22 protein-coding genes are annotated in these 24,829 nt (G+C 61.4%); 11 read left to right on the top strand and 11 right to left on the bottom strand.

Annotated elements, in window-relative coordinates; translation table 11 throughout:
- Window positions 1–96: 96 nt before the first annotated feature.
- Window positions 97–1,086, top strand: a complete 990-nt coding sequence (locus tag AB5Y82_RS19545) for a serine/threonine protein kinase (protein WP_111900981.1) — start codon at window positions 97–99, stop codon at window positions 1,084–1,086.
- A gap of 137 nt (window positions 1,087–1,223) precedes the next feature.
- Window positions 1,224–1,832 carry a thiol:disulfide interchange protein DsbA/DsbL gene (locus AB5Y82_RS19540; protein ID WP_005339604.1) on the top strand — a complete coding sequence of 203 codons (609 nt, stop codon included), beginning with the start codon at window positions 1,224–1,226 and terminating at the stop codon, window positions 1,830–1,832.
- A 73-nt stretch (window positions 1,833–1,905) separates the two neighbouring features.
- Here the strand turns inward: AB5Y82_RS19540 and pncB are convergent, their stop codons facing one another.
- Together pncB and AB5Y82_RS19530 are read right to left on the bottom strand one after the other, a co-directional pair.
- Window positions 1,906–3,084, bottom strand: a complete 1,179-nt coding sequence (gene pncB, locus AB5Y82_RS19535; RefSeq protein WP_005342020.1) for a nicotinate phosphoribosyltransferase — start codon at window positions 3,082–3,084, stop codon at window positions 1,906–1,908.
- Window positions 3,085–3,185: 101 nt separating this feature from the next.
- A complete protein-coding gene (locus AB5Y82_RS19530; protein ID WP_005357452.1) occupies window positions 3,186–3,821 on the bottom strand; it encodes a nicotinamidase in 636 nt (211 codons plus the stop codon).
- Window positions 3,822–3,895: 74 nt separating this feature from the next.
- Between AB5Y82_RS19530 and AB5Y82_RS19525 the strand changes: the two genes are divergently transcribed.
- Together AB5Y82_RS19525 and AB5Y82_RS19520 are read left to right on the top strand one after the other, a co-directional pair.
- The gene (locus AB5Y82_RS19525; protein ID WP_111900980.1) at window positions 3,896–4,546 is read left to right on the top strand and encodes a DNA mismatch repair protein MutT; all 651 of its coding nucleotides are present in this window, start codon (window positions 3,896–3,898) and stop codon (window positions 4,544–4,546) included.
- Window positions 4,543–5,049 (top strand): DUF523 domain-containing protein, encoded by a 507-nt coding sequence (locus AB5Y82_RS19520; protein WP_201902695.1) that lies wholly within the window; start codon window positions 4,543–4,545, stop codon window positions 5,047–5,049. The genes AB5Y82_RS19525 and AB5Y82_RS19520 overlap by 4 nt, the downstream gene beginning before the upstream one ends.
- Here the strand turns inward: AB5Y82_RS19520 and AB5Y82_RS19515 are convergent.
- From AB5Y82_RS19515 to AB5Y82_RS19505, 3 genes are all read right to left on the bottom strand, one after another.
- Window positions 4,974–5,939, bottom strand: coding sequence for an acyltransferase (locus tag AB5Y82_RS19515; RefSeq protein ID WP_100647102.1), 966 nt, complete (start codon window positions 5,937–5,939; stop codon window positions 4,974–4,976). The two genes, AB5Y82_RS19520 and AB5Y82_RS19515, sit on opposite strands and share 76 nt — an antisense overlap.
- Window positions 5,940–5,945: 6 nt before the next feature.
- Window positions 5,946–6,845, bottom strand: a complete 900-nt coding sequence (locus AB5Y82_RS19510; protein WP_111900978.1) for an acyltransferase — start codon at window positions 6,843–6,845, stop codon at window positions 5,946–5,948.
- A gap of 126 nt (window positions 6,846–6,971) precedes the next feature.
- Window positions 6,972–8,486 carry a YifB family Mg chelatase-like AAA ATPase gene (locus AB5Y82_RS19505; protein WP_368174414.1) on the bottom strand — a complete coding sequence of 505 codons (1,515 nt, stop codon included), beginning with the start codon at window positions 8,484–8,486 and terminating at the stop codon, window positions 6,972–6,974.
- A gap of 384 nt (window positions 8,487–8,870) precedes the next feature.
- Between AB5Y82_RS19505 and ilvG the strand changes: the two genes are divergently transcribed.
- The 6 genes from ilvG (at window position 8,871) to ompA (ending at window position 16,655) form a co-directional block, all read left to right on the top strand.
- Window positions 8,871–10,517 carry an acetolactate synthase 2 catalytic subunit gene (ilvG, locus tag AB5Y82_RS19500; RefSeq protein ID WP_368174413.1) on the top strand — a complete coding sequence of 549 codons (1,647 nt, stop codon included), beginning with the start codon at window positions 8,871–8,873 and terminating at the stop codon, window positions 10,515–10,517.
- A complete protein-coding gene (gene ilvM, locus AB5Y82_RS19495; protein ID WP_005342011.1) occupies window positions 10,514–10,792 on the top strand; it encodes an acetolactate synthase 2 small subunit in 279 nt (92 codons plus the stop codon). Before ilvG ends, ilvM begins: the two co-directional genes overlap by 4 nt.
- Window positions 10,793–10,804: 12 nt before the next feature.
- Complete coding sequence (locus tag AB5Y82_RS19490) at window positions 10,805–11,749, top strand: branched-chain amino acid transaminase (RefSeq protein ID WP_005342010.1); 945 nt, start codon at window positions 10,805–10,807, stop codon at window positions 11,747–11,749.
- A 144-nt stretch (window positions 11,750–11,893) separates the two neighbouring features.
- Entirely contained in the window at window positions 11,894–13,735 is a 1,842-nt protein-coding gene (gene ilvD / locus AB5Y82_RS19485; RefSeq protein WP_368174412.1) for a dihydroxy-acid dehydratase, read from the top strand.
- 3 nt (window positions 13,736–13,738) lie between these two features.
- Window positions 13,739–15,259 carry a threonine ammonia-lyase, biosynthetic gene (gene ilvA / locus AB5Y82_RS19480; protein WP_042079768.1) on the top strand — a complete coding sequence of 507 codons (1,521 nt, stop codon included), beginning with the start codon at window positions 13,739–13,741 and terminating at the stop codon, window positions 15,257–15,259.
- A 301-nt stretch (window positions 15,260–15,560) separates the two neighbouring features.
- The gene (ompA, locus tag AB5Y82_RS19475) at window positions 15,561–16,655 is read left to right on the top strand and encodes a porin OmpA (RefSeq protein ID WP_111900973.1); all 1,095 of its coding nucleotides are present in this window, start codon (window positions 15,561–15,563) and stop codon (window positions 16,653–16,655) included.
- 79 nt (window positions 16,656–16,734) lie between these two features.
- Here the strand turns inward: ompA and AB5Y82_RS19470 are convergent, their stop codons facing one another.
- The 6 genes from AB5Y82_RS19470 to AB5Y82_RS19445 form a co-directional block, all read right to left on the bottom strand.
- Window positions 16,735–17,844, bottom strand: a complete 1,110-nt coding sequence (locus tag AB5Y82_RS19470; protein WP_174218991.1) for a YeeE/YedE thiosulfate transporter family protein — start codon at window positions 17,842–17,844, stop codon at window positions 16,735–16,737.
- Between the two features lie 122 nt (window positions 17,845–17,966).
- The gene (locus AB5Y82_RS19465) at window positions 17,967–19,586 is read right to left on the bottom strand and encodes a methyl-accepting chemotaxis protein (protein WP_111900972.1); all 1,620 of its coding nucleotides are present in this window, start codon (window positions 19,584–19,586) and stop codon (window positions 17,967–17,969) included.
- A gap of 180 nt (window positions 19,587–19,766) precedes the next feature.
- Window positions 19,767–20,663 (bottom strand): EamA family transporter RarD, encoded by an 897-nt coding sequence (rarD, locus tag AB5Y82_RS19460; protein WP_111900971.1) that lies wholly within the window; start codon window positions 20,661–20,663, stop codon window positions 19,767–19,769.
- A gap of 125 nt (window positions 20,664–20,788) precedes the next feature.
- Window positions 20,789–20,959, bottom strand: a complete 171-nt coding sequence (locus tag AB5Y82_RS19455) for a hypothetical protein (protein WP_005341999.1) — start codon at window positions 20,957–20,959, stop codon at window positions 20,789–20,791.
- Window positions 20,960–21,085: 126 nt separating this feature from the next.
- Window positions 21,086–22,582: an aldehyde dehydrogenase gene (locus tag AB5Y82_RS19450; RefSeq protein WP_111900970.1), complete on the bottom strand. Its 1,497-nt coding sequence runs from the start codon at window positions 22,580–22,582 to the stop codon at window positions 21,086–21,088.
- 124 nt (window positions 22,583–22,706) lie between these two features.
- A complete protein-coding gene (locus AB5Y82_RS19445) occupies window positions 22,707–23,249 on the bottom strand; it encodes a cupin domain-containing protein (RefSeq protein ID WP_111900969.1) in 543 nt (180 codons plus the stop codon).
- A gap of 186 nt (window positions 23,250–23,435) precedes the next feature.
- Between AB5Y82_RS19445 and AB5Y82_RS19440 the strand changes: the two genes are divergently transcribed.
- A complete protein-coding gene (locus tag AB5Y82_RS19440; RefSeq protein WP_111900968.1) occupies window positions 23,436–24,767 on the top strand; it encodes an aspartate aminotransferase family protein in 1,332 nt (443 codons plus the stop codon).
- The last annotated feature ends 62 nt before the right edge of the window (window positions 24,768–24,829 follow it).

The following is a 24,829-nucleotide window of genomic DNA, read 5'->3' as shown; positions in this document are numbered from 1 at the left end:
TGGCTGCGGGCCGGGCGTGACACCAGTCCGGTCACCAGCGAGCACGGCAATGCCGGTCAGTAGTGATAGAATGGGGCGCAACGGCGCCCCTTTCTTATGGTGGATGACATGCGTTTCAACTATTCCGACCTCAATCCCGACCTCATCATGGATGCGCTCGATCTCAGTGGCCTGCGGCTCGACTCCGGCCTTATCGAGCTCAACAGCTACGAAAACCGGGTCTACCAGTTTCAGGATGAGGATCGTCGCCGCTATGTGGTGAAGTTCTACCGTCCCGGCCGCTGGAGCCGGGCCCAGATCCTCGAGGAGCACGAGTTTGCCACCCGTCTCGCGGAGGCTGAGATCCCGGTCGCCGCGCCGCTCGCCTTCGCGGGCGAGACCCTGCTGGAGCACGAGGGTTACCCCTTTGCCATCTGGCAGAGCGTCGGTGGCCGCCAGTTCGAGGTGGATAATCTCGACCAGCTTGAGTGGGTGGGGCGTTTCCTCGGTCGCATTCATCAGATCGGCGCCAGCAAGCCGTTTCACCATCGGGTGCGGCTCGATGTGGAGAGCATGCTGCATGAACCGCGTCAGCTGCTGGCGTCTGGCGAGTGGCTGCCAAGCGGGCTAGCGAAGCAATTCTTCGGGGTACTCGACGAGCTGATCAAGCATGTCAGCGACGCCATGACCCTGGATGTGGCGCAGATCTCCCTGCATGGCGATTGCCACCCGGGCAACATCCTGTGGCGCGATGGCCCCATGTTTGTCGACCTCGATGATTGCCGCACCGGCCCCGCGATTCAGGATCTCTGGATGATGCTCAGCGGCGAGCGCCACGAGCAGCAGATCCAGCTCGATACCCTGCTGGCGGGCTACGAGGAGTTTATGGAGTTCGACTCGCGGGAGCTGGCGCTGATCGAGCCGCTGCGGGCGATGCGCATCGTTCATTACATGGCCTGGCTGGCACGGCGCTGGGAAGATCCCGCCTTCCCCCGTCACTTCCCCTGGTTCAATACCGATCACTACTGGCGTCAACAGATTGCGACCCTGCACGATCAGCTGGAAACGCTGAAGGCACCGCCGTTGAGTCTGATGCCAAACTGGTGAAATAGAAGGGATCTTGTGCGGCAAGGGGGACTCGATCTCCGGCCCTGGCCATTGACGTCAGCATGGCGAAACAATAGGCTTGGCACTGCTTCGGTTCGCCGGGCGTGCCTCACAGTGATCCCTTAACAGGAAACATCATGAAAAAAGTTCTATTTTTCCTTGCTGCCATGCTGATGATCCCCATGGTTCACGCCGCCCCCGAGTTCAAGGAAGGCGTCAACTACGATGTGGTCAAACAGACTGGCAGTGCCCAGCCGGAAGTGATGGAGTTTTTCTCCTACTACTGCCCGCACTGCGCTACCTTCGAACCGATCGTTGAACAGTTGAAGGCCGGGTTGCCAGAGGGTGTGCCCCTCAAGAAGAACCCGGTTGCCTTCCTCGGCCGCGAGATGGGCCCCGAGATGCAGCGTGCCTATGCCGTTGCCAGCCTGCTCAACGCCGAAGCCAAGCTGACCCCGGCCATCTTCACCAAGATCCACACCCAGCGTCAGCCGCCGATGAGCCGTGACGACGTGAAGAAGATCTTCGTGGACAACGGCGTACCGGCTGAAGAGTTCGACGGTGCCGTCGACAGTTTCGCCGTCTCCGGCATGGTCTCCCAGTTCGATCGCAACACCGAGAGCTACAACATTCGCGGTGTACCGGCCTTCCTGGTGAACGGCAAGTACATGGTGAAGATTGAATCCATCACCTCTCAAGAGCAGTTCAACAAGCTGGTGCAGTTCCTGCTGGCCAAGAAAGACTGATACTTTTTGAGTTGATTAAAAAAGCCCGCCGGTGTGAACCGGCGGGCTTTTTGTTTTCTGGTTGTCGGGAAGATCAGACCCCGACGTGGAACGCCTGTTTGAGGTTGCGGATAAACTCCGCATCCCGACAGAGGGTCTTGCCCGGGCTGTCGGAGATCTTGGCTACCGGGCCTCCATTGCACTCGATCAGCTTGAAGACGATGTTCATCGGGCTGACACCGGGCAGATCGCAGGTGAGCTTGGTGCCGATGCCGAAGCTGGTGTTGATGCGGCCGCGGAAGTGGCGGAACAGCTGCACCGCTTTGTCGAGGTTGAGCCCGTCGGAGAAGACCAGGGTCTTGTCGGTAGGGTCGATGCCGAGGCGCTGATAGTGGCTGATCGCCTTCTCGCCCCACACCACCGGATCGCCGGAGTCGTGGCGCAAGCCCTGATAGCTGCTGGCCAGCTCGAAGTCGAAGTCACGCAGGAAGGCATCCATGGTAATGCAGTCGGTCAGGGCGATGCCGAGATGGTCGGTGAACTCGTCCAGCCAGCTGGTGAGGGCAGCGCGCTGGCTGTGCTCCAGCGGGAAGCCGAGCTGCTGGTGCGCCTGGAACCACTCATGGGCCTGGGTGCCGACCGCGGGCAGCTTGTACTTCTGGGCCAGCATGTAGTTGCTGGTGCCGCGAAACGCCGGCAGCCGCTCCTTGAGGCGACCCACTACCGCATCCTGTACCGCGTGGGAGAAGCGGCGGCGGGTGCCGAAGTCGATGAGGTTGAACTCGCTCATCTCGTCGCTGCTCAGCTCCTTCTCCAGCTTGTCGATCTTCTGATCGAGCCGCTCCAGCGCGTGGCTGACGCCGAACTGGGGGTAGCGGAAGCGGTTGCGCATCTCGCTGATGATGGCGAGCACCGGGATCTCCCACAGGATCACATCCTGCCAGGGGCCCTCGACCCGCACATTGATGCGGCCATCCTGCTCGAACACCTTGAGCAGGGAGGCATCGAGCGGCTTGCGGCGCAGGTGGTCGAGATAGTCAGGGGTGAAGAAGGGACGCTCGGCCAGAAAATCGAGCTCTGGCCTGGTCAGTCGCAGGGATCCGGCGAGGCGCAGTTGCTCCTCGATCTGCCCCATCATGGGCAGCAGATCCTCTTCATTGCGGCTGTGAAACTCGGCCACCACCTCGGCATCCGGATAGCGATGGAACACCGCCTGCTGCATATGCAGCTTGTAGGCGTCGGTGTCGAGCAGGCTGGTGAGGATTGGGGGCATATCAGGCTCCTCGCAGACTGGTGAGCACGATGGTGCTCCCCTGCCGCATATGTAACGTGCAGGCATCGGTGTCGAGCAGGCTGGTAAGAATCGGTGGCATATCAGGCGTCCAGCAGGCGTTGTACATCGATCAGGGTCTGGGCCAGTTCGGCACCAGCCTCGATCATCTGGGTGTGGGCGCTGGCAACCGTCGCGGGGGCGATGCCACGGCAGGCATCGAGATGGACGATCACCCGGAAACCGGCGCGACGCAGTTGCAGCACGCTGGTTTTGACACAGTAGTCGGTGGCGAGGCCGCCGACCAGTACGGTATCGACCTTGCGGGCTTGCAGGAATTCGATGAGTCCGGTGCTGCGCCGTTCTGCCAGGTCGTGGAAGCAGGTGCCGTAGGGATGCAGATCAGGCTCGACCCCCTTCCAGACGAAGAAGTCATAGTCGATGGGAGCGGGCAGGCCGTCGAGCAGCTCGAAGCCTTTGCTGCCCGGTACGCAGTGCACCGGCCAGGTGAGGTCGGCGTTGGGCAGATCCAGCGGCAGCAGCATGCCGGCGGGGTCAGAAACGGCCCAGTCGGCATTGGCGGGGTGAGAGTCTTTGCTGCCGATCCGCAGCGTGGCGAGGGTGGCCTGAGCGTTGAGCGCAGCCACAATATCATCACCGCCCGCGACGGGCAGTTCGTTCGGGCAGAGGGGGGTAAAGCCCTTCTGCGCATCAATATCCAGGCTGGCGACGGTTCCCATGATTGGCTCCTGCACATACTATTCATGTGATATTATCTACCAAACATTAATGGAAGGCGAGCAGGGCGATCGGCATGCTGAGAATGAGTCTGGATATGGTGGTGCTGCGGTTGCATGAGGAGCGGCTCGAGCTGCTCCTCGAGACCCGCGATCGCCCCCCCTTTGCCCACTGCTGGCAACTGCCTGCGCTGCGCATCGATGAGACCCGGGATCGGGATCTGGATGCCGCCCAGCGCCGTCTGCTAGCGGAGTGGGGGCTCGGTCACTGCTACAGCGAGCAGGTCTGCACCCTCGGCAATCTGGAGCGGGATCCCCGCGGCTGGTCCACGACCCTGGTCTATCTCTGTCTGGTGGATCCGGAAGTGGAAGCGATCCACGGCTGCTGGCATCCACTCGCCAACCTGCCGGGGCTGAGCCTCGCCTTCGACCATGTCCAGCTCATCGCCAAGGGGCTGGAGCGGCTGCGGATCAAGAGCCGCTACAGCACCCTGCCGCTGCAACTGCTGGGGCCCGAGTTCACCCTCTCCGAGGTGCAGCGCGCCTTCGAAATCATCCTGCAAACACCCATGAATACGGCGGCATTTCGCAAGCGGATTCATCGCGCCGACATTCTGGTGGATACCGGCCGCAAGCGCACCGGCAAACAGCGCCCCGCCATTCTCTACCGGTTGGAAACCCCCTGCTGCGTGATGTTCGATCAGGTGATGCACGGAGCGGAAGCATGAGTGAGACCGGTGTGCACAAGGTGCTGGTGAGTGCCTGCCTGCTGGGTCAGCCGGTGCGCTACGATGGTCAATGCAAGGGGATCGTCAGCGACTGGCTGAGTGAGCTGGGTGCCGAGGGGCGGGCGCTGGCCTTCTGCCCCGAAGTGGCTGGCGGTTTGCCGACCCCACGCCCCCCTGCCGAGCGGCAGGGCGAGCGTGTAGTGACGGCGAGCGGGCTGGATGTGACTGAAGAGTTTGATCGCGGCGCCGAGTTGGCGTTGGAAATCTGTCAGACGCAGGGCATTCGCTTCGCGCTGCTGAAAGAGGGGAGCCCCTCATGTGGCAGCGGCCGTATCTATAACGGCCGCTTTGAGGGCATTTCTGTGGCGGGCGAGGGCAAGACCACCGCCCTGCTACGCCGCCACGGTATTGCAGTCTTTTCCGAAGATCAGTTGGTCGAGTTGGCTTCTGCGCTCTCTTTGGATTCCTCCCCGGATTTGGCGGCAACTGGCAGCGGTGACTGACCGCTCTGCCACCCCTCCAGCACCTCGTCCTTCTCCTGCCAGCGCTGGTTTAGCCACTCCTGAAAACCGCGCTTGAACTGCTTGTCGTTGAAGTAATCTCCTATCAGCTGCTCATTCACCGGCAGCTCCTCAATCCGCACCTGAATGCGTTTTACCCGCCCCATCAGGAAGTCCTTGAACGGGGTCTCGGCGTTGTCCGGATAGCGGATGGTGACGTTTATCAGGCTGTCGAACTGTTCGCCCATGGCTGCCAGCGTAAAGGCCAGCCCCGCCGCCTTGGGCGGCATCAGATGGCGATAGCGGGAGCGTGATGCGTCCCGTTTCTGCTCGGTGAAGCGGGTCCCTTCCACGAAGTTGATGACAGTGGTGGGGATGTGGCGAAACTTCTCGCAGGCGTTGCGGGTGGTCTCGATATCCTTGCCGCGCAGGTGCGGATTTCTTAACAGAAATTCTCGCGAATAGCGGCGCATAAAGGGCATATCGAGCCCCCAGCAGGCGAGCCCCAGCAGCGGGATGTAGATGAGCTCGTGCTTCATAAAGAACTTGGGCACCGGCAGCCTGTCGCGGAACAGGTGGCCGAGCACCACGATATCGGTCCAGCTCATATGGTTGCTGATGATGAGATACCAGCCATCCTTGCGCAGCTTGGTATTGTCCTCCACCTGCCAGTCAATGCGGGTGGTGAGGCGGATCACCAGCGCATTGCAGGCCAGCCACAGGCGCATGAAGCGGTTGTTGAGCCGGCTGCAGGCGCGGCTAAAGGCCGGGATCGGCAGCAGCAGTTTGGCCAGCGACACCAGCAGGATCAGACTGGCGCACAAGGCGGTGAAAAGGATGGTCAGGCCCGCGCTGATGATCAGCACCAGCGGGCCGGGAAGCAGGGATAGCATGAATGTTTACTGCGCCTTGGTTGCCAGCAGTTGGCTCAGGGTCTGGTCCTTTTCGTGCCAGATCCCGTTCAACCACTGTTGAAACTCTTGTTGGAACTCGGGGTCATTGAAGTAATCCCCCACCAGCTTGCGGTCGATCGGCAAATAGCGGATCTGAACCTTGATTTGCCCGACCCGGCCACACATGAAGTCCCAGTAGCTGGGAATGCCGTCCGGATAGGCGATGGTGACATCCACCAGTTGATGCAACTGATCACCCATGGCTGCCAGGGTAAAGGCGATGCCGCCTGCTTTCGGGTGGAGCAGGTGACGATAGGGCGAACCCTGCTTCTGATGTTTGCCCTTGGTGAAGCGGGTGCCTTCGACGAAGTTCATCACACTCACCGGAATGTGGCGGAACCTGGCACAGGCTTTACGGGTTGTCTCTATGTCTTTTCCCTTCATATGGGGATGCTTTTCCAGAAATTTCCTGGAATATCGGCGCATGAAGGGGAAGTCGAGCGCCCACCATGCCAGGCCGAGAAAAGGTACCCAAATCAGCTCTTTCTTGAGGAAAAACTTCAGGAAGGGGATTTTTTGGTTAAAAACCCGCTGCAGTACCAGTATGTCGACCCAGGATTGATGGTTGGCAATCACCATATACCACTCATTCCGGCGCCCTTTGTCCACTCCGACCACCTCGAAAGGGGTTTTGATGATGGTTTTCTGGATCAGATTGTTGAAACCGATCCAGCAGCTGGCACAGCCATCGAGCAGCCAGTTGCAGAGGGTGCGCCACCCCTTGAGGGGGAGCAGGAGCTTGAGCAGACCCAGCGAGAAGATGGGGACAAACCAGAAGAGGGTGTTGAAAAAATAGAGCAGGGTGGAGAGGCTGCCGCGCAGTCGCTCTGTCAGCTTGTTGGGCATGAGTCGGGTCCGTCTTGCTGTCGATAAAGGGCCATCAAGTGGTCAGATCTGTGGCCATAATATCAGCCGATTGCCCGTGAGACCATTCAGAGCCGTTACGGAGTCGGACTCACCCTTTCCCTTCTGTCAGCTGCTGCGCAATCGCGACAGCAGCCTGTCCATGGCGCGATAACCGAGCGCCTCGATAAGATGCTCCTTGCCGATGGCGGATTGCCCGGCCAGATCGGCGATGGTGCGTGACACCCGCAGGATGCGATGCCAGGCCCGGATGCTGAGCCCCAGCTTCTGGATAGCATTTTCCAAAAATTCGGCATCTTGCGCTGATAGTCGGCAAATATCCTCTATCTCGCGGCTATCAAGCAGGTTGTTGAGCTTGCCGTTGCGGCTCAGCATACGCTCCCGTGCTGCCAGCACCCGATCGCGGATCTGCTGGCTCGACTCCCCCCGCTCCGCCTTGCCGGTCAGGCTCCCCTTGGGCAGCAGCGGCACCTCCACCGTCAGGTCGAAGCGGTCGAGAAAGGGGCCGGAGAGCTTGCCGAGGTAGCGCAAGATCTGATCCGGGCTGGAGCGGGTCTGGCCGTCACCATAGTGGCCGCAGGGGCTGGGGTTCATGGCGCCGACCAGCTGGAAGCGAGCGGGAAAATCCACCTGACGGGCGGCCCGACTGATGGTGATGTGGCCCGTCTCCAGTGGTTCGCGCAGGGAGTCGAGCACCTTGCGCTCGAACTCGGGCAATTCATCCAGAAACAGCACCCCGTTGTGGGCCAACGATATTTCGCCGGGCCGCGGGTGGCTGCCACCGCCCACCAGCGCCACTGCCGAGGCACTGTGGTGCGGCGTGCGGTATGGCCTGTGGTGCCAGTGACCGGCGCGCGGGGTGAGGCCACCGATGGAGTGGATGGCGGCGGTCTGCTGCGCTTCCTGCTCGCTCAGCGGCGGCAAGATGCCGGGCAGTCGGCTGGCCAGCATGCTCTTGCCGGTGCCGGGCGGGCCGATGAACAGCAGGTTGTGGCTGCCGGCGGCGGCGATCTCCAGTGCCCGCTTGGCCTGTGACTGGCCGATCACATCCTGCAGGTCTGGCACATCGGGCAGGCTCTCCGCGCTTTGGGGATTCGGCAGTGGCAGTTCGTATTGTCCTGCCAGCCAGGCGGTGACTGCCAGCAGCTGGTGGGCGGTGCGCACCTCGGCATCCTGAATGAGGGAGGCTTCCGGGCCGTTCTCTCGCGGTACCAGCAGGGTGCGCCCCGCATCCCGGCAGGCGAGCACGGCGGGCAGCACCCCGAGCACGGGGCGGATCTCTCCGGTCAGGGCCAATTCCCCTAAAAATTCGTGATCGAGCAGATATTTTGCAGGTATCTGCTTGGAAGCGGCAAGAATGCCGATGGCGATGGCCAGATCGAAACGGCCTCCCTCCTTGGGTAGGTCGGCGGGGGCCAGATTGACTGTGATGTGTTTGCTCGGGAACTCGAAATTGCCGTTGAGCAGGGCGCTGCGCACCCGATCTCGCGACTCCTTCACCGAGGTTTCCGGCAGGCCGACCATGTTGAAGGCGGGCAGGCCGTTGGAGAGGTGAACTTCCACTGTAACTTGCGGGGCCGCGATCCCGAGGCTGGCACGGCTATAAACCACAGCTAATGACATAAATCCCGTCCTTGAGTTGATATATGTTCTGACTAACTGCTTGTTGTTGGTTTTTTATTCCAGAGTTCCGGCTGAGGAATAGCCAAAATCAGTGGGTTGTCACAGAAAAAAGGCTTGCCCAATAAAAATCACCGTGCTAGTTCTAATAGCCATTCGCGGTAGAAACCGCCCCAATTTCACAGGATTTCCGGTTGTAACTATGAACATGGCCTCCCGTTTCGTCAGCATTATTGTGGTTCTAGTGGTGATTATTATCTCACCGCTCGGGGCTCGTTTAGCTGCACGGAACAAGGGATAGACCCACCACCGGACAGAACGAAGCAAGCGACCCCCGAGCCTCACAGCTCGGGGGTTTTTTTTCGACCAAAGGACAGGATTTTCCACATGAACGGCGCGCAGTTTTTGGTACAGGCTCTCAAGAAACAGGGTGTGACCCAGGTGTTTGGTTACCCGGGCGGGGCCATCATGCCGGTCTACGATGCCTTGTATGACGGTGGTCTGGCCCATCAGCTCTGTCGCCACGAGCAGGGCGCCGCCATGGCGGCTGTGGGTTATGCCCGCGCCTCCGGTCAGGTGGGGGTCTGCATCGCCACCTCCGGCCCCGGCGCCACCAATCTGGTGACCGGTCTGGCGGAGGCGCTGCTCGATTCGGTGCCGCTGGTGGCCATCAGCGGTCAGGTGCCCTGTTCAGCCATCGGTACCGATGCATTTCAGGAGGTCGACGTGCTCGGCATGTCTCTCTCCTGCACCAAGCACTCCTTCATGGTGACCGATGCCGCCGATCTGGGGCGGGTGTTGGCAGAGGCTTTCGCTATCGCCACCGAAGGTCGACCCGGCCCTGTGCTGATCGATCTCCCCAAGGATGTGCAACTGGCCGCAGTGCCTGCCCAGAGCCCGCTGTTTGCAGTGGAAGAGCCGGAGGTGCTCAACCCCTCGGATCTGGCCGCGGCCCGCACCCTGCTGGCCGCCGCCGAGCGTCCAGTGCTCTACGTCGGTGGCGGAGTGGGCATGGCCAATGCCGAGCAACAGTTGCGTGACTTTGCCGCCGCCACCGGCATGCCTGCGGTCACCACTCTTAAGGGGATTGGCGCGCTCGACCCCGATAGCCCCGTTTACCTCGGCATGCTCGGCATGCACGGCACCAAGGCCGCCAACTATGCGGTGCAGCAGTGCGATCTGTTGCTGGTGGTGGGCGCCCGTTTCGATGACAGGGTGACCGGCAAGCTGGAAGAGTTCGCCCCCGAGGCCAAGGTGATCCATCTCGATGTGGATGCTGCCGAGTTCGGCAAGCGCCGCGCTGCCGAGGTGGGTATCACCACGGATCTCAAACAGGTGCTGCCGCGCCTCGCCATGACTCTCGACATCGCCCCCTGGCGTGAACACTGCGCCGCCATGGCCCGCGAATATGCATTTCGCTACGATCACCCGGGTCAGGCCATCTACGCCCCGGCCCTGCTCAAGCAGCTTTCTGCCAAGTTGCCGGAGAGCAGCGTGGTGGCTTGCGACGTGGGTCAGCATCAGATGTGGGTGGCCCAGCACATGCGCTTCACCAGCCCGCGCAACCACCTCTCCAGCGCCGGTCTCGGCACCATGGGCTTTGGTCTGCCTGCCGCCATCGGCGCCAAGATGTCGCGCCCGGAGGATGAAGTGGTGCTGGTGAGCGGTGATGGCTCCTTCATGATGAACGTGCAGGAGCTCGGCACCATCCGCCGCGCTCAGCTCAAGGTGAAGATGGTGCTGCTGGATAACCAGCGCCTCGGCATGGTGCGCCAGTGGCAGGAGCTGTTCTTCGACGGCCGCTACAGCGAGACCATCCTCTCCGACAACCCCGATTTCGTCGTCCTGGCTGCCGCCTTCGGCATTCCGGGCGAGACCATCACATGCAAGGAGCAGATAGCCGGAGCCCTCGATCGCCTGCTGACAAGCGAGAGTGCCTACCTGCTGCATGTGGCTATTTCAGAGGAAGAAAACGTCTGGCCCCTGGTTCCGCCGGGAGTCGCCAACCACCAGATGATGGAGCAACGCCCATGAACCCGCACACCCTTGCCCAGCCCGCATTTGCACAACACACCCTGCATATCCACGCCCAGCCCAGACCCGAAGTGATGGAGCGGGTGCTGCGGGTGGTGCGTCACCGCGGTTTCAATCTCTGCGCCCTTAATATGGAGCAGGATTGCCAACAGCTGCGGATCACGGTTACTGTCGAGTCGGTGCGTCCCATCCAGCAGTTGTGGAGCCAGCTGGTGAAGCTGGTGGACGTTTCCCGGGTCGATGCACTGGAACAGCAACCCCGGATCAGAGCTTAAGGAGCCAAGCCAATGTCACAGCCTTCCCAATCCGCCACTCACCCGCAATACATCTGGTTCAACGGCAAACTGGTGCCCTGGCAGGATGCCCAGGTGCACGTGATGAGCCACGCCCTGCACTACGGCTCCTCGGTGTTCGAGGGGGTGCGTGCCTACGATACCCCCAAAGGCACCTGCATCTTCCGTCTGCAGGAGCACACCCGCCGCCTGTTCGACTCCGCCAAGATCTACTGGATGGACGTCCCCTACAGCGAGTCCGAAGTGAATGAAGCCTGCCGCACCGTGGTGCGCGAGAACGGCCTGAAGAGCGGCTACCTGCGCCCGCTGGCCTTTGTCGGCAACGTGGGGCTGGGGCTGCATCCGCCGCTGGATGCCAAGGCCGACCTGATGGTGGCCGCCCTGCCGTGGGGCGCCTATCTGGGCGAAGAGGGACTGAAAAACGGGGTGGATGTCTGCGTCACCTCCTGGAATCGGCTCGCTCCCAACACCATCCCCACCGGCGCCAAGGCGGGCGGTAACTACCTCTCTTCCCAGCTGATTAGCCGCGAGGCCAAGCGCAACGGCTTTGCCGAGGGGCTGGCGCTGGATGTGAACGGCTATCTGAGCGAAGGGGCGGGGGAGAACCTGTTCCTGGTGAAGAATGGCGTACTGTTCACACCGCCCGCTACCGCCGCCATCCTGCCCGGAATCACCCGCGACACCATCATGACGCTGGCGCGCGACTTGGGTTACGAGGTGCGCGAGCAGGCGCTGCCCCGTGAGGCGCTCTATGTGGCAGACGAAATCTTCATGACCGGCACCGCCGCCGAGGTGACCCCGGTGCGTTCCGTCGATCGGATGAAGGTGGGCGCTGGCAGCCGTGGTCCGGTGACAGAGCAGTTGCAGAACGCCTTCTTCGGCCTGTTCAATGGCCAGACCGAAGACAAGTGGGGCTGGCTGACGCCCGTCAACGACTGATGAGAGAGGGGGGGCGCTGTGTCTCCCCGAATCGCTTCCGGTGAGCGCTTCCCAGAGGAGTCTTCACCAGGGTCGATTCAGATCCACTCGTATCATCACCGCATAACGCATCGAGCCCATATGGGCATTCAGGGAGTAGAGACAATGCCGAAGTTGAGATCCGCCACCACCACCCACGGACGTAACATGGCCGGGGCCCGCGCCCTGTGGCGTGCCACCGGAATGACCGATCAGGATTTCGGCAAGCCCATCATCGCCGTGGTCAACTCCTTCACCCAGTTCGTGCCGGGCCACGTCCACCTCAAGGACCTGGGCCAGCTGGTGGCGCGCGAGATCGAGGCCGCAGGCGGCGTTGCCAAGGAGTTCAACACCATAGCAGTGGATGACGGTATCGCCATGGGCCACGGCGGCATGCTCTACTCCCTGCCATCGCGGGAGCTGATTGCCGACTCGGTGGAGTACATGGTCAACGCCCACTGCGCCGACGCCATGGTCTGCATCTCCAACTGCGACAAGATCACCCCGGGGATGCTGATGGCGGCCCTGCGTATCAATATCCCGGTCATTTTTGTCTCCGGCGGCCCGATGGAAGCGGGCAAGACCAAGCTCTCCGACCAGATCATCAAGCTGGATCTGGTGGACGCCATGATCCAGGGCGCCGACCCCAAGGTGTCGGACGCCCAGAGCGAACAGGTGGAGCGCAGTGCCTGCCCTACTTGCGGCTCCTGCTCCGGCATGTTTACCGCCAACTCCATGAACTGCCTGACCGAGGCGCTGGGCCTCTCCCAGCCGGGCAACGGCTCCATGCTGGCAACCCACGCCGATCGCGAGCAGCTGTTCAAGTTGGCGGGTCAGCGCATCGTGACTTTGGCCAAGCGCTGGTATGAACAGGATGACGAGACCGCCCTGCCGCGCAATATCGCTACCAAGGCGGCGTTCGAGAACGCCATGGCGCTCGATATCGCCATGGGCGGCTCTACCAATACCGTGCTGCACCTGCTGGCGGCGGCGCAGGAGGCCGGGGTGGACTTCACCATGGCTGATATCGACCGCATGTCCCGCAAAGTGCCTCAACTGTGCAAGGTGGCGCCCTCCACCCAGAAATATCACATGGAAGATGTACACCGTGCCGGTGGCGTGGTCGCCATTCTGGGCCAGCTGGAAAAAGCGGGTCTGGTGCATGGCGATACCCGTACCGTGCTGGGTTGCTCCCTCGTCGAACAGCTCAATGAATATGACGTCAGCCGCCAGCCGAGTCAGGAGGTGGTGGACTTCTACCGCGCTGGCCCGGCCGGGATCCGCACCACCAAGGCGTTCAGTCAGGATTGCCGCTGGCCGGAGCTGGATCTGGACCGCGCCGAGGGCTGCATCCGCTCGCTGGATAACGCCTACAGCCAGGAGGGGGGCCTTGCCGTGCTTTCCGGCAACCTCGCGGTCAACGGTGCCATCGTCAAGACTGCCGGGGTGGATGAGGAGAACCTCACCTTCCGTGGCCCGGCCCGGGTATTCGAGAGTCAGGAGAGCGCGGTGAACGGCATTCTGGATGGCACAGTGAAAGCGGGCGAGGTGGTGGTGATCCGCTACGAAGGGCCGAAAGGGGGCCCCGGCATGCAGGAGATGCTCTACCCCACCACCTATCTGAAATCCATGGGCCTCGGCAAGAAGTGTGCGCTGATCACCGATGGCCGCTTCTCCGGCGGCACCTCGGGTCTCTCCATTGGCCACGTCTCGCCGGAGGCCGCTTCTGGCGGCACCATAGGTCTGGTGGAGGATGGCGACATCATCAGCATCAACATCCCGGCCCGCAGCATGGTGCTGGAAGTGGCCGACAGCGTGCTGGCTGCCCGCCGTGTCGCCGTAGAGGCTCGGGGCTGGAGGCCGCTCGATCGTCAGCGTCAGGTCTCCTTTGCCCTGCGCGCCTACGCCATGTTCGCCACCAGCGCCGATAAAGGCGCGGTGCGCGATCGCTCAATGCTGGGGGAATAAATCATGGTCTCTGCGGCGGATTATCTACGCAAGGTGTTGCTCTCCCCCGTCTATGAGGCGGCGCGGGTGACCCCCTTGCAAACCCTGAAGAAACTTTCCGAGCGGCTCGGTAACCATGTCAGCCTGAAGCGGGAGGATCTGCAACCGGTCCACTCCTTCAAGCTGCGCGGCGCCTACCACAAGATCGCTACCCTGACCGAGGAGCAGAAGGCGCGCGGCGTTATCGCCGCCTCCGCCGGCAACCACGCGCAGGGGGTCGCCCTGTCGGCCGCCAAGCTCGGCATCAAGGCGATCATCGTGATGCCCAAGACCACGCCGGACATCAAGATCGATGCGGTACGCCGGCAGGGCGGCAACGTCATGCTGTTTGGCAACAGCTTCGACGAGGCTTATGGCGAGAGCCGCCGCCTCGCCACGCTGGAGGGCTACACCCTGATCCCGCCGTTTGACGACGTTGAGGTGATCGCCGGGCAGGGCACCATCGGCAAGGAGCTGCTGGAGCAGGATACCCACCTCACTCACGTATTCGTGCCGGTGGGCGGTGGCGGGTTGGCCGCCGGGGTGGCGGTCTATATCAAGCAGCTGCTGCCGGATGTGAAGGTGATCGGGGTGGAGGCGGAGGGCTCCGCCTGTCTCAAGGCTGCCATGGCGGCCGGTGAACCTGTCAATCTGGAGCGGGTCTCGCTGTTTGCGGACGGGGTAGCGGTCAAGCGCATCGGCGAGGAGACCTTCCGCCTGTGCAACCAGTATCTGGACGAGGTGGTGACCGTCTCCAACGATCAGATCTGCGCCGCACTGAAAGACATCTTCGACGACTGCCGCGCCATTGCCGAGCCTTCGGGCGCCCTGTCGTTGGCAGGCCTCAAGGCCTACAGCGAGCGGGAGCAGGTCAGGGGTGGCCGGATGGCTGCCATTCTGTCCGGCGCCAACGTCAACTTCCACAGCCTGCGCTACGTCTCCGAGCGCTGCGAGATTGGCGAGAAGCGCGAGGGCATGCTGGCGGTGACCATACCCGAGCGCAAGGGGGCCTTCCTCGACTTCTGCCGTCAGCTCGGGCCGCGCATGGTGACCGAGTTCAACTATCGCTACGCCGATGCCGAGCAGGCCTCGCTGTTCGTCTCGGTGCGCCTCACCGGCGGTGACGAGGAGCTGGGCCAGATCATCGATCAGCTCGGTGGCAACGGCTATCCGGTGGTCAACATGACCGAGAGCGAGCTGGCCAAGAATCATGTGCGCTATATGATTGGCGGCCGCCCGGCCCGGCCCCTCGGCGAACGTCTCTACAGCTTCAAGTTTCCGGAGCAGCCGGGGGCCCTGATGCGCTTCCTCGAGACCCTCGGCTGTCGCTGGAACATCAGCCTGTTCCACTACCGTAACCACGGTGCTGACTACGGCCGGGTGCTCTGCGCCTTCGAGCTGCCGGACGAGGACGTGGCCGCCTTCCACGACTACCTGCGCGAGATTGGCTACGGCTGGAAAGAGGTGAGCGACGACCCCGCCTACCGGTTGTTTCTGGCCAGTTGAGCAAGGGGGCTGCAACAACTCATCGGGAGGGAGGCGTTATGCCTCCCTTTTCTATTGCTGCGTGTGGATAGGGCCACTCCGTACGACGCAAGGTCATGGTTTAACTGGTAAAACCATGTGAACCAGTATGCTGGTGATTTTTACGCCGGATATTGCTGGCAAGCTCACACTCCTGATGGCTTGGTCATTTGAGGCTGCGTTCGGATGGGATACCCTGAATAGCGGAGAGGCCGCCTGACGGCTTCACACAGGGAAAGTGCGCACTCAGGCGCCCATAACGACTTATTGCAGAGGCGAAAATATGAATAAATCCATGCTTGCCGTATTGGTCAGTGGTTTGCTGGCGGCCGGAGCCGTGCAGGCCGCCGCTCAGGACAATACCTGGTATGTCGGTGGCAAGGCCGGTTGGTCCAATTACTATGGCGTTGACCACAACCAGTATGCCGAGTCGATTGCCCAGACGTTGGGTAATACCAGCGAGAACACGGATGATCTGGGTCTGGGCCTGTTCGCCGGTTACCAGCTCAACCCCAACCTGGGTTTCGAGCTGGGTTATGACTGGCTTGGCAAATACGACACCACTTCGGGCACTGGCGCCAATACCCTCAAGACCGAAGCCAAGAGCCAGATGATTCAGGCCACCATGAAGATCAGCTTCCCGGCAACAAATGTGCTCGATCTTTATGGTCGACTGGGCGGCGCCTATGCCTGGACGGATAGCGAGATCAGCTTCGCCAATACCAGCGAGACCGGTAAAAAGCATGGCGCCGCCTTCGTTGGTGCGCTGGGTGCCGAATATGCCATCGATCGTGACTGGGCCGCCCGTCTGGAGTACCAGTACACCACGCCTCTGGGAGATGCGTCTCTCGATCGCTCCGGTATCGAGATGGATAACGGCCTGATCTCGTTCGGGATGCTCTATCGCTTCGGTCAGCAAGGTGGCGAGGTCGCTGCACCGGCGCCCGCTCCGGCCGCCGAACCGGCACCTGTAGCCGTGGTTGAGCCCAAGACCTTCAGTCTGAGTTCCGATGTGCTGTTCGAGTTCAACAAAGCGACCCTGAAGCCGGCTGCCAATCAGGCGCTCGATGCCCTGTTCAGCCAGATTGTGGCGGCCAATCCGAAAGATGGCGTCGCAACTGTCATCGGTTATACCGACCGCATCGGCTCCGACAACTACAACCTGGCACTATCCGAGAAGCGGGCCCAGAGTGTGGCCAGCTATCTGGTATCCAAAGGCTTGTATGCCGACAAGGTACGAGTCGAGGGGCGTGGCAAGGCCAATCCGGTCACTGGCAGCAGCTGTGCCAGCCGCTCCAAACAGGAGCTGATCGCCTGTCTGGCACCGGATCGCCGGGTAGAAATCCATCTGGAAGGGGTCTCCCAGCCTGTCCAATAAGCAGAGCGACGGGAGCAATAAATGTAAAAACGGGAGGCTTGGCCTCCCGTTTCTTATGGGGTGTTTACGATGTCGTGCCTCAGAGCCCGAACAGCGGGCGCAGGCGGATGCCGATGAGGCTGCCAGCGAGGGCCATCAGCATCCAGACCCAGCCGTGCAGGCTGCCAGAGGCGGTGCCATCGAAGAAGCCGCCGAGGTTGCAGGCGGCGTACATGGCGCCCATCCCCATCAGCAGGCCGCCGATGATGGAGGCCAGACTGTTGCCGAGTCGCATCGGGGCGAAGGTGCCGCCACCGCTCAAACAGCGCGCCAGCATGGCCCCCAGAATACCGAGCCAGAACATGCCGACCATGGGGTTGATAAAGAGTGGCTGGGCCAGCTTGGGGTTGCCCTCGAACAGGCCGAACAGGGAGGCACCGCGCAGCGCCATGTCATAGACGGCGCCGGTGATGGTCCAGGCCGAGCCGTGCAGAGCGACCACGGACGAGTTGAGCAGGGCGATGATGATGCCGCCGGTCAGCACGGTGAAGCGGCCATCGCGCCAGAACAGATTGCCGCCGCTGAAGAGGGGCTTGAGCTCGCCGGTGCGCTTGAGTTCGCTCTTGCGAAACAGCAGGAACAGCGCAGCGACCAGCGCCAGGTTGAGCAGCATGCCGCTCCAGATATTGCCGGTCAGATCCCGGGCCAGCACCACATGGCTGGAGAAGGTGGCCTCCAGTTCGGGGCGGAACTGGTTGCTGATGAGGGTGCCGATGCCGTAGCAGATCAGCACCAGCCAGAAGCGGGGTTGTCCCTCGCCGCAGCAATAAAGAGTGCCGGTGGCACAGACGCCTGCCAGCTGCATGCCGATGCCGAACAGGAAGGCACCGACGATGAAGGGAATGCCGATAGCCATCACGTTGCCCACCATGGCATCGCCAAACAGGGCGTGGCTAAAAGAGAGGAAGGTGGTGAACAGCAGAATTTCGATGGCGATGGTGAGCAGGTGAACCCGCACGTAGTAGCTGTTGCGCTTGGTCAGCATTTCGCGCCAACCGAAGACGATGCCGAAGCGGCTGAAGGAGAGGGTGAAGCCGAAGCCGAATCCGATCAGGGCCATCAGAGCCCATTTCATACCAAAGGTGTTGCCAAGCCAGAGTAACGCTCCCCCCGCGATTGCCACGATGGGGAGCGACCATTTTCGATTCATGTCTGTTGATCCTTGCAGTTGGTTTTCAGAGGGGCGGATCCTATTCCCTCGTGGAGTCCAATGCTACCCATTTAGTCAATGCAGAGAAAAAGGGGGGCGCTGACTCCCGTCAGCGCCGGGGATCAATGGCGGGTGGTGTCGAGATGGAAGTGATGAGTCTGCCTGGTCAGGATGCGGGCGTGCTGGGCGACCATGGTCGCCTCTTCGGCGGCCTGACTGGCGCTCTGGTTGGCCTCGGCCGCCAACCGCGACATCTCGCCGACCTGATGGTGGATCCCCTGCACCAGCCGGGTCTCATCGCTCATCAACTGATCGACCTGAGCGATGCGCTGGTTGATCTCCTCGCAGCTCTGCGCGATCCGGGCGACGCTCTGGCGCGCTGTCATCGTGTGAGTGACCGCCTGTTCGACCCGGGCCAGCTCGGTATCCATCTCGCTGGCGGCGCGCAGACTGACATCCTGGATCTTGCCGATGATGGTGTTGATCTCGGTGGTGGCGCTGCCGGTGCGGGTCGCTAGCGAGCGCACTTCATCAGCTACCACGGCAAAACCGCGTCCCTGTTCACCTGCCCGCGCCGCTTCAATGGCAGCGTTCAGCGCCAGCAGATTGGTCTGCTCCGCAATATCGTGAATGGCGCCCGCCAGCCCGGCAATCTGCTGCGAGAGGCCTGCCAGATCCGAAATGGTATGGGAGACCTGCTTCACTCCCGTGACTTGTTCCCCGATCACCTGTTCCACGGTGTGGATGGCAATCGTCGCCTCTTGTGCCCGCTCTGCTGACTGCAGGGTTTGCTCCCCTACCTGATGCAGCTGGCTACCCGCCTGTTCAATGGAGTGGGTGAGCTGTTCGATGGCCTGTTCGATATGGTGGGCCGCCCCGACCTGAGCCTGACTGTCATCGGTGTGCCGTTGTGCCATGGCGGTCAGGCTGGTGGCGCGATCATCCAGCGTACTGGCGCTGCGCTGCAGGGACTCCACCAAGGTAGCGAGTTGGTCACGCATGGCCCCGATCTGGCGGATCAGCTCGCCGATGGCATCAAGGCCCGGCTCCGGCATGGGGCGGTTCAACTCCCCTTCGGCGATGGCGGCGGTGGCCTTGCCTGCGGCCAGCAGTCGCTGTTGGGTGGGGCGTCCCAGCCAGAAGATGAGCCCGGCCCCCAGCAGTGCGGCGCACAACAGCAGGCCGTAGCAGAGTCGGGTTGTGTTGGCGAGATGGGCCATCTGCTCGGCGGCATACTCGTTGCCGCGGATGACGGTAGCGTCCACCCCTAGCCGGTGGGCGTTATAGAGGGTGTGCAGGCGCGCCGCAATCGCACCCGCCTGCGCCAGGTCCCCCACCTTGATGGCGGGGACAAACTTGTCGTTGAGCAACTGCCAGAACAGCTCCCCCTGCACTTTTTGCTCCCCCAGCAGCAGCTCCCTGAGGGGCTCGTTCAGGTTGCTCTCTTGCCAGAAGCGGTTACGGCTCTCGAACTCTTGCTGCAGTCGGGCGAGGGTTTGCAGCAGGGCCTCCCGCTCCTCCGGTTTGGCATGGAGCAGGGTGTAGACCTGCAACTGGGATTCGATGAGGTAAAGGGGCGGCGGCAGAATATCGGCTACCACATCCTTCCCCTGTCCCATCTGATCGGCTGCGCTCCGAACCGAATAAAGCCCGAAAAAGCTGATGGAGATCAGCGTGATAATGACCATGATCCCCAGAACCTGACCAAAAAGCAGGGATCTGTCGTGAATGTGCTTGAGCATGTTGCCTCCATTCGGCTCCGTTCATGGATAGCATAGCTCTCTGGCGGGATGGTGCGACTCGGGTATGGTCTGTTGATGGTCAGTCGGCTCTGGAGAAGGGGGATTAGCAGTCTGAAAACCGCTGGTGGCACGAAAAAGAACCCCGGCTGATGAGCCGGGGTCGATGGTGGTGAGGCGGTTTCAGGTCCGGCTTGGCGCGGCTTTGCCGCTGCGCAGCCCATCCAGACTGAACAGCACCAGCGCGCTCCAGATACAGGCAAAGGTGAGCAGTTTGTCCATCGCCAGCGCTTCCCCATAGAGGGTGACCGCGAGGATGAACATCAGGCTGGGGCCTATGTACTGGAAGAAGCCCAGGGTGGAGAGTTTGAGCCGGGTTGCGGCGGCGGTGAAGCAAAGCAGGGGGGCCGTGGTGACGGCGCCTGCGGCGATCAGCAGCAGGTTGAGGTGCCAGTCGTTCTGGGTGAGATGGCTGGTGGGGCTGTCGGCAAAGCCCCACAGATAGATGGCCGCTGGCGGCAGCATGATCATGGTTTCGATCAGCAGACCGGTGAGGGCATCGAGGGCCAGTTTTTTGCGCACCAGCCCATAGATGGCAAAGCTCGATGCCAGCACCAGCGCAATCCAGGGCAAGGAGCCAAAGGCGATAAGCTGGATGGCCACGCCGGCAAAGGCCAGCGCCACCGCCCACCACTGCAGGCGGCGCAGCTTCTCGCTCAGAAACACCATTCCCAACAGTACGTTGAACAGCGGGTTGATGTAGTAGCCGAGGCTGGCATCCAGCATATGGCCGTTGTTGATGGCCCAGATGAACAGCAGCCAGTTGCCGCCGACGGTAATCGAGGTAAACGCCAGGGTGAGCAGCACTTTTGGCTGGCGCAGCACCGCCTGCACCTTGTGCCACTGACGGCCTGCCAGGGTCAGGACCATCAGCAGCACGCAGGACCAGATCATCCGGTGGGTCAGGATCTCGGCGGCCGGGACGGCAGAGATGGTCTTGAAATAGATGGGGGCTATGCCCCAAAGGGTATAGGCGCACAGGGCGTAGATGACGCCCTGACGCTGGATCTGTTGCGGCATGCAGATGACCTTTACTGAAGCGTTGGATGCGGGAAAACATCGCAAAAAATCAGTGTAGCGATCCTTTTGCGGGGAAAGAAGCGAATAAACGAAGTTTGAGGGATAAGAGGAGTGTGGCTGGCCGGTCAGCCTTTACCGCGGCGGATCTTGTCGACGTCCATCAACAGCCACAACATCAGGGCGATGGCGGAGATCCAGGGGCCCCAGGTCACGTAGGCCTCGCCGTGCCCCAGCACGAAGAACAGTAGGGGCAAACCGATCACCAGAAAAAGTACGCTTCCCAGAAAAAATAGCATTTTTGTCTTTATATTTAACATGTTGGCTTTTTTATCATTATAAGGATTGAGCCCGGTGATGGAAGGCCAAAAATGCAAAAGGGGGATTTCTCCCCCTTTTTGATCCGATAGTGCTGCTTTGTCGTGTTATTCCAGCTGAATCCAGGTGCTTTTCAGCTCGGTGTACTTCTCCAGTGCGTGAAGTGACTTGTCGCGGCCGTTGCCGGACTGTTTGAAGCCGCCAAACGGCATGGTCATGTCGCCACCGTCCCAGTTGTTGACGAACACGGTGCCAGCGCGCAGGGCACGGGAGCCCTTCACCGCCTTGTTGAGATCCGCCGTCCAGATCGCCGCCGCCAGCCCGTAGTCGGTGTCGTTGCCCAGCGCAATGGCCTCTTCCAGGGTATCGAAGCCGGTCACCGCCAGCACAGGGCCGAAGATCTCCTCGCGGAAGATGCGCATCTGCGGGGTCACGTCGTCAAAGATGGTGGGTTCGATATAGAAGCCGCCACTCTCCATATTGGTGCGGTTGCCGCCCAGCAGCAGTTTGGCCCCCTCCTGTTTGCCAATTTCGATATAGCGCAGCACCTGTTCCATCTGGATGTGATCCACCATGGCGCCGATACGGGTCGCAGGGTCGAGCGGGTTGCTCGAGATCCACTCGCGGGCATGGGCCAGCAGTCGCTCCATAAATTGTGGCTTGATGCTGTTTTGCACCAGCAGGCGAGAGGCGGCGGTACACACCTCGCCCTGGTTATAGAAGATGGCGCCAGCTGCGCTCTTGGCCGCTGCGTCCAGATCCGGTGCGTCGGCCAGTATGATGTTGGGGCTCTTGCCGCCGCACTCCATAAAGGCGCGCTTGAGGTTGGACTTGCCGGAGCACTCCACCAGATGTTTACCGATCTTGGTGGAGCCGGTGAAAGTGATGCAATCCACGTCCATGTGCATGGCCAGCGCCTCGCCTACTGTGTGGCCAAAGCCCGGCAGCACGTTGAACACGCCGTCCGGAATGCCAGCTTCCTTGGCCAGACCTGCGATACGCAGGGCGGTCAGCGGAGATTTTTCGGAAGGCTTGAGAATGACCGAGTTGCCGGTAGCGAGCGCCGGGCCCAGCTTCCAGCAGGCCATCACCAGCGGGAAGTTCCAGGGCACTATGGCGGCGACCACCCCGAGCGCTTCGCGGGTCACCAGCGCCAGTGCGGACTCCTCCACCGGGGCGACCTGATCGTAGATCTTGTCGATCGCTTCGGCGTTCCAGGCGATACAGTTGGCGGCGGCGGGGGCGTCATAGCCCATGGCATCGCCGATGGGTTTGCCCATATCCAGCGACTCCAGCAGCGCCAGCTCAACCTTGTTGAGGCGCATCAGCTCGGCGAAGCGCTGCATGATCTGCTTGCGCTGTTTCGGCGGCAGGCCGCTCCAACGCTTGTCGTTGAAGGCGTCACGCGCAGCCTGTATCGCCAGTTCGGCATCGGCGGCATCGCAGGCCGCCACCTTGGTCAGCAGTTTGCCATTGGCCGGGTTGATGCAATCGAAGGTGGCGCCATTGACGGCATCCCGATAGCTGCCGTTGATAAAGGCTTGCGAGGGCAGGGTCAGATGGGCGGCCTTGTGTTGCCACTGGGCCAGGGTCAGGTCACTCATGTTCACTCCTTGAACCGGCAAAAGTCAGTTTCCGCGTATCAATATGCTAAACATCCTGCCGCTTGTAAATCCATCTTGTAACAATTCATTAAACATTGCTCTCCTGCCGATGCGCGTCTGAATGTCAGAAACTGGCGGGGGTGTTGGCCGAGATCAGCACGCACTCATGCTCGCCGCTATTGCGAAAACGGTGGGGGGTGCGGCTGTCGAAGTAGTAGCCATCCCCTGCGCCCAGCAGGTAGATCTGCTCGCCCACGGTCACTTCAACCTCGCCCTTGATGACGATACCGCACTCTTCACCCTCGTGGCTCAGCATGTCGTCGCCGGTGTCGGCTCCCGGTGGCAGCACCTCCTGCAACATGCCGATGGCGCGGTTGGCGCGGCTGTGCCCGACCAGCCGGTAGCTGATGGGATGCGTGCCGAGATCCGGCATATCTGCGGCGCGGAAGATCACTTCGGTGCCCATTTCGGTCTCTTCGGTGAAGAAGCTGGCCAGCGACATGGGGATGCCTTCCAGCACCTTGCGCAGGGAGGCGACAGAGGGGCTCACCTGATTTTTCTCGATCTGGGAGATAAATCCGTTGGTCACACCGGAGCGCTTGGCCAGCTCGCGCTGGGAGAGGGCTGCCTTGGTGCGAACCGCCTTGAGGCGGTGACCGATATCCATCTATAGACACTCCTTGACTGTTTACTATTATTAAAATTGTGTTAAATATCTTATACCACCCTGCTGATGCGTCTAGCTAGGGGTGGCACCAGACAGGGCGATAACGGGCCCTTTTTTATGGATTCAGGTGTTTAATTTAATAGGCATTGGCCGACAGTTGCTAAACACCTTAAGGATGAGGTGACCATGAAACCGATCAGCGACATCAATACGCCCTCCGACATGTCCGCCTTCTGGATGCCGTTCACCGCCAACCAGCAGTTCAAGGCGGCGCCGCGCATCCTGAAGTCGGCAGAGGGGATGTATTATCACTCAGAGGATGGCCGCAAGATACTGGATGGCACAGCCGGACTCTGGTGTTGCAACGCGGGCCATGGTCGGCGTGAGATTGCCGAGGCGGTCTCCCAGCAGATTTCCCATCTCGATTTCGCCCCCACTTTCCAGATGGGCCACCCCCTGCCGTTCGAGCTGGCCAACAAGCTGGTGGAGATCGCCCCCAAGGGGTTCGGTCACGTCTTCTATACCAACTCCGGCTCCGAGTCGGTCGATACCGCGCTGAAAATCGCGCTGGCCTGGCAGCGGGCTCGCGGTCAGGGCACTCGCACCCGGCTGATTGGCCGCGAGCGTGGCTATCACGGGGTCGGCTTTGGCGGCATCTCGGTGGGGGGCATTCCCGGCAACCGCAAGTGGTTCGGCTCCCTGCTGACCGGGGTGGATCATCTGCCCCATACCCTCAACATCGCCAAAAACGCCTTCACCAAAGGGCTGCCCGAGGAGGATGTGGCGCTGGCCGACGAGCTGGAGAAGATCGTCTTCCTGCACGATGCCAGCAATATCGCGGCGGTGATCGTCGAGCCCATCGCCGGCAGTACCGGCGTGCTGATGCCCCCCAAAGGCTACCTCAAGCGGTTGCGGGAGATCTGTACCAAGCACGGCATCCTGCTGATTTTTGACGAGGTGATCACCGGTTTCGGCCGCCTCGGTTCCCCCTTCGCCGCGCAGGAGTTCGATGTCATTCCCGACATGATCACCTGCGCCAAGGGGCTCACCAACGGCGCCATTCCCATGGGGGCGGTGCTGGTGCAGAAGCACATTTATGACGACATGATGGCGGCAGGCAAGGGGGCCATCGAGCTGTTCCACGGCTACACCTACTCCGGCCATCCGGTGGCTGCGGCTGCGGGGCTCGCGACCCTCGAGATCTATCGCAACGAGAACCTGCTCAGCCGCGCCGCCGATCTGGCGGGCTACTGGGAGGAGGCGGCCCATTCGCTGAAGGGCTGCAAGCATGTGAAGGATGTACGCAACTACGGGCTGGTGGCGGGTATCGAGCTGGAATCGATGCCGGATGCACCGGGCAAACGCGCCTACGAGGTGTTTGTCCGCTGCTTCGAGAAGGGGGCATTGATCCGGGTGACCGGCGATATCATCGCCCTGTCGCCACCCCTCATCATCGAGCGCAGCCAGATCGACGATCTCTTCACCCTGCTGCAGGATGTGTTGCAGGCACAACCCTAATCCATTTGATGGCCCCGCACTGGCGGGGCCTTGCGTTGCTTTGCTCAGCGCAATTACCACAT

This window comes from Aeromonas sp. s13 (assembly GCF_040907905.1).
Classification (GTDB): Bacteria; Pseudomonadota; Gammaproteobacteria; order Enterobacterales; family Aeromonadaceae; genus Aeromonas; species Aeromonas veronii.
Note: the sequence above shows the minus strand (reverse complement) of the source record. Positions and strands in the feature narration are given on the sequence as shown.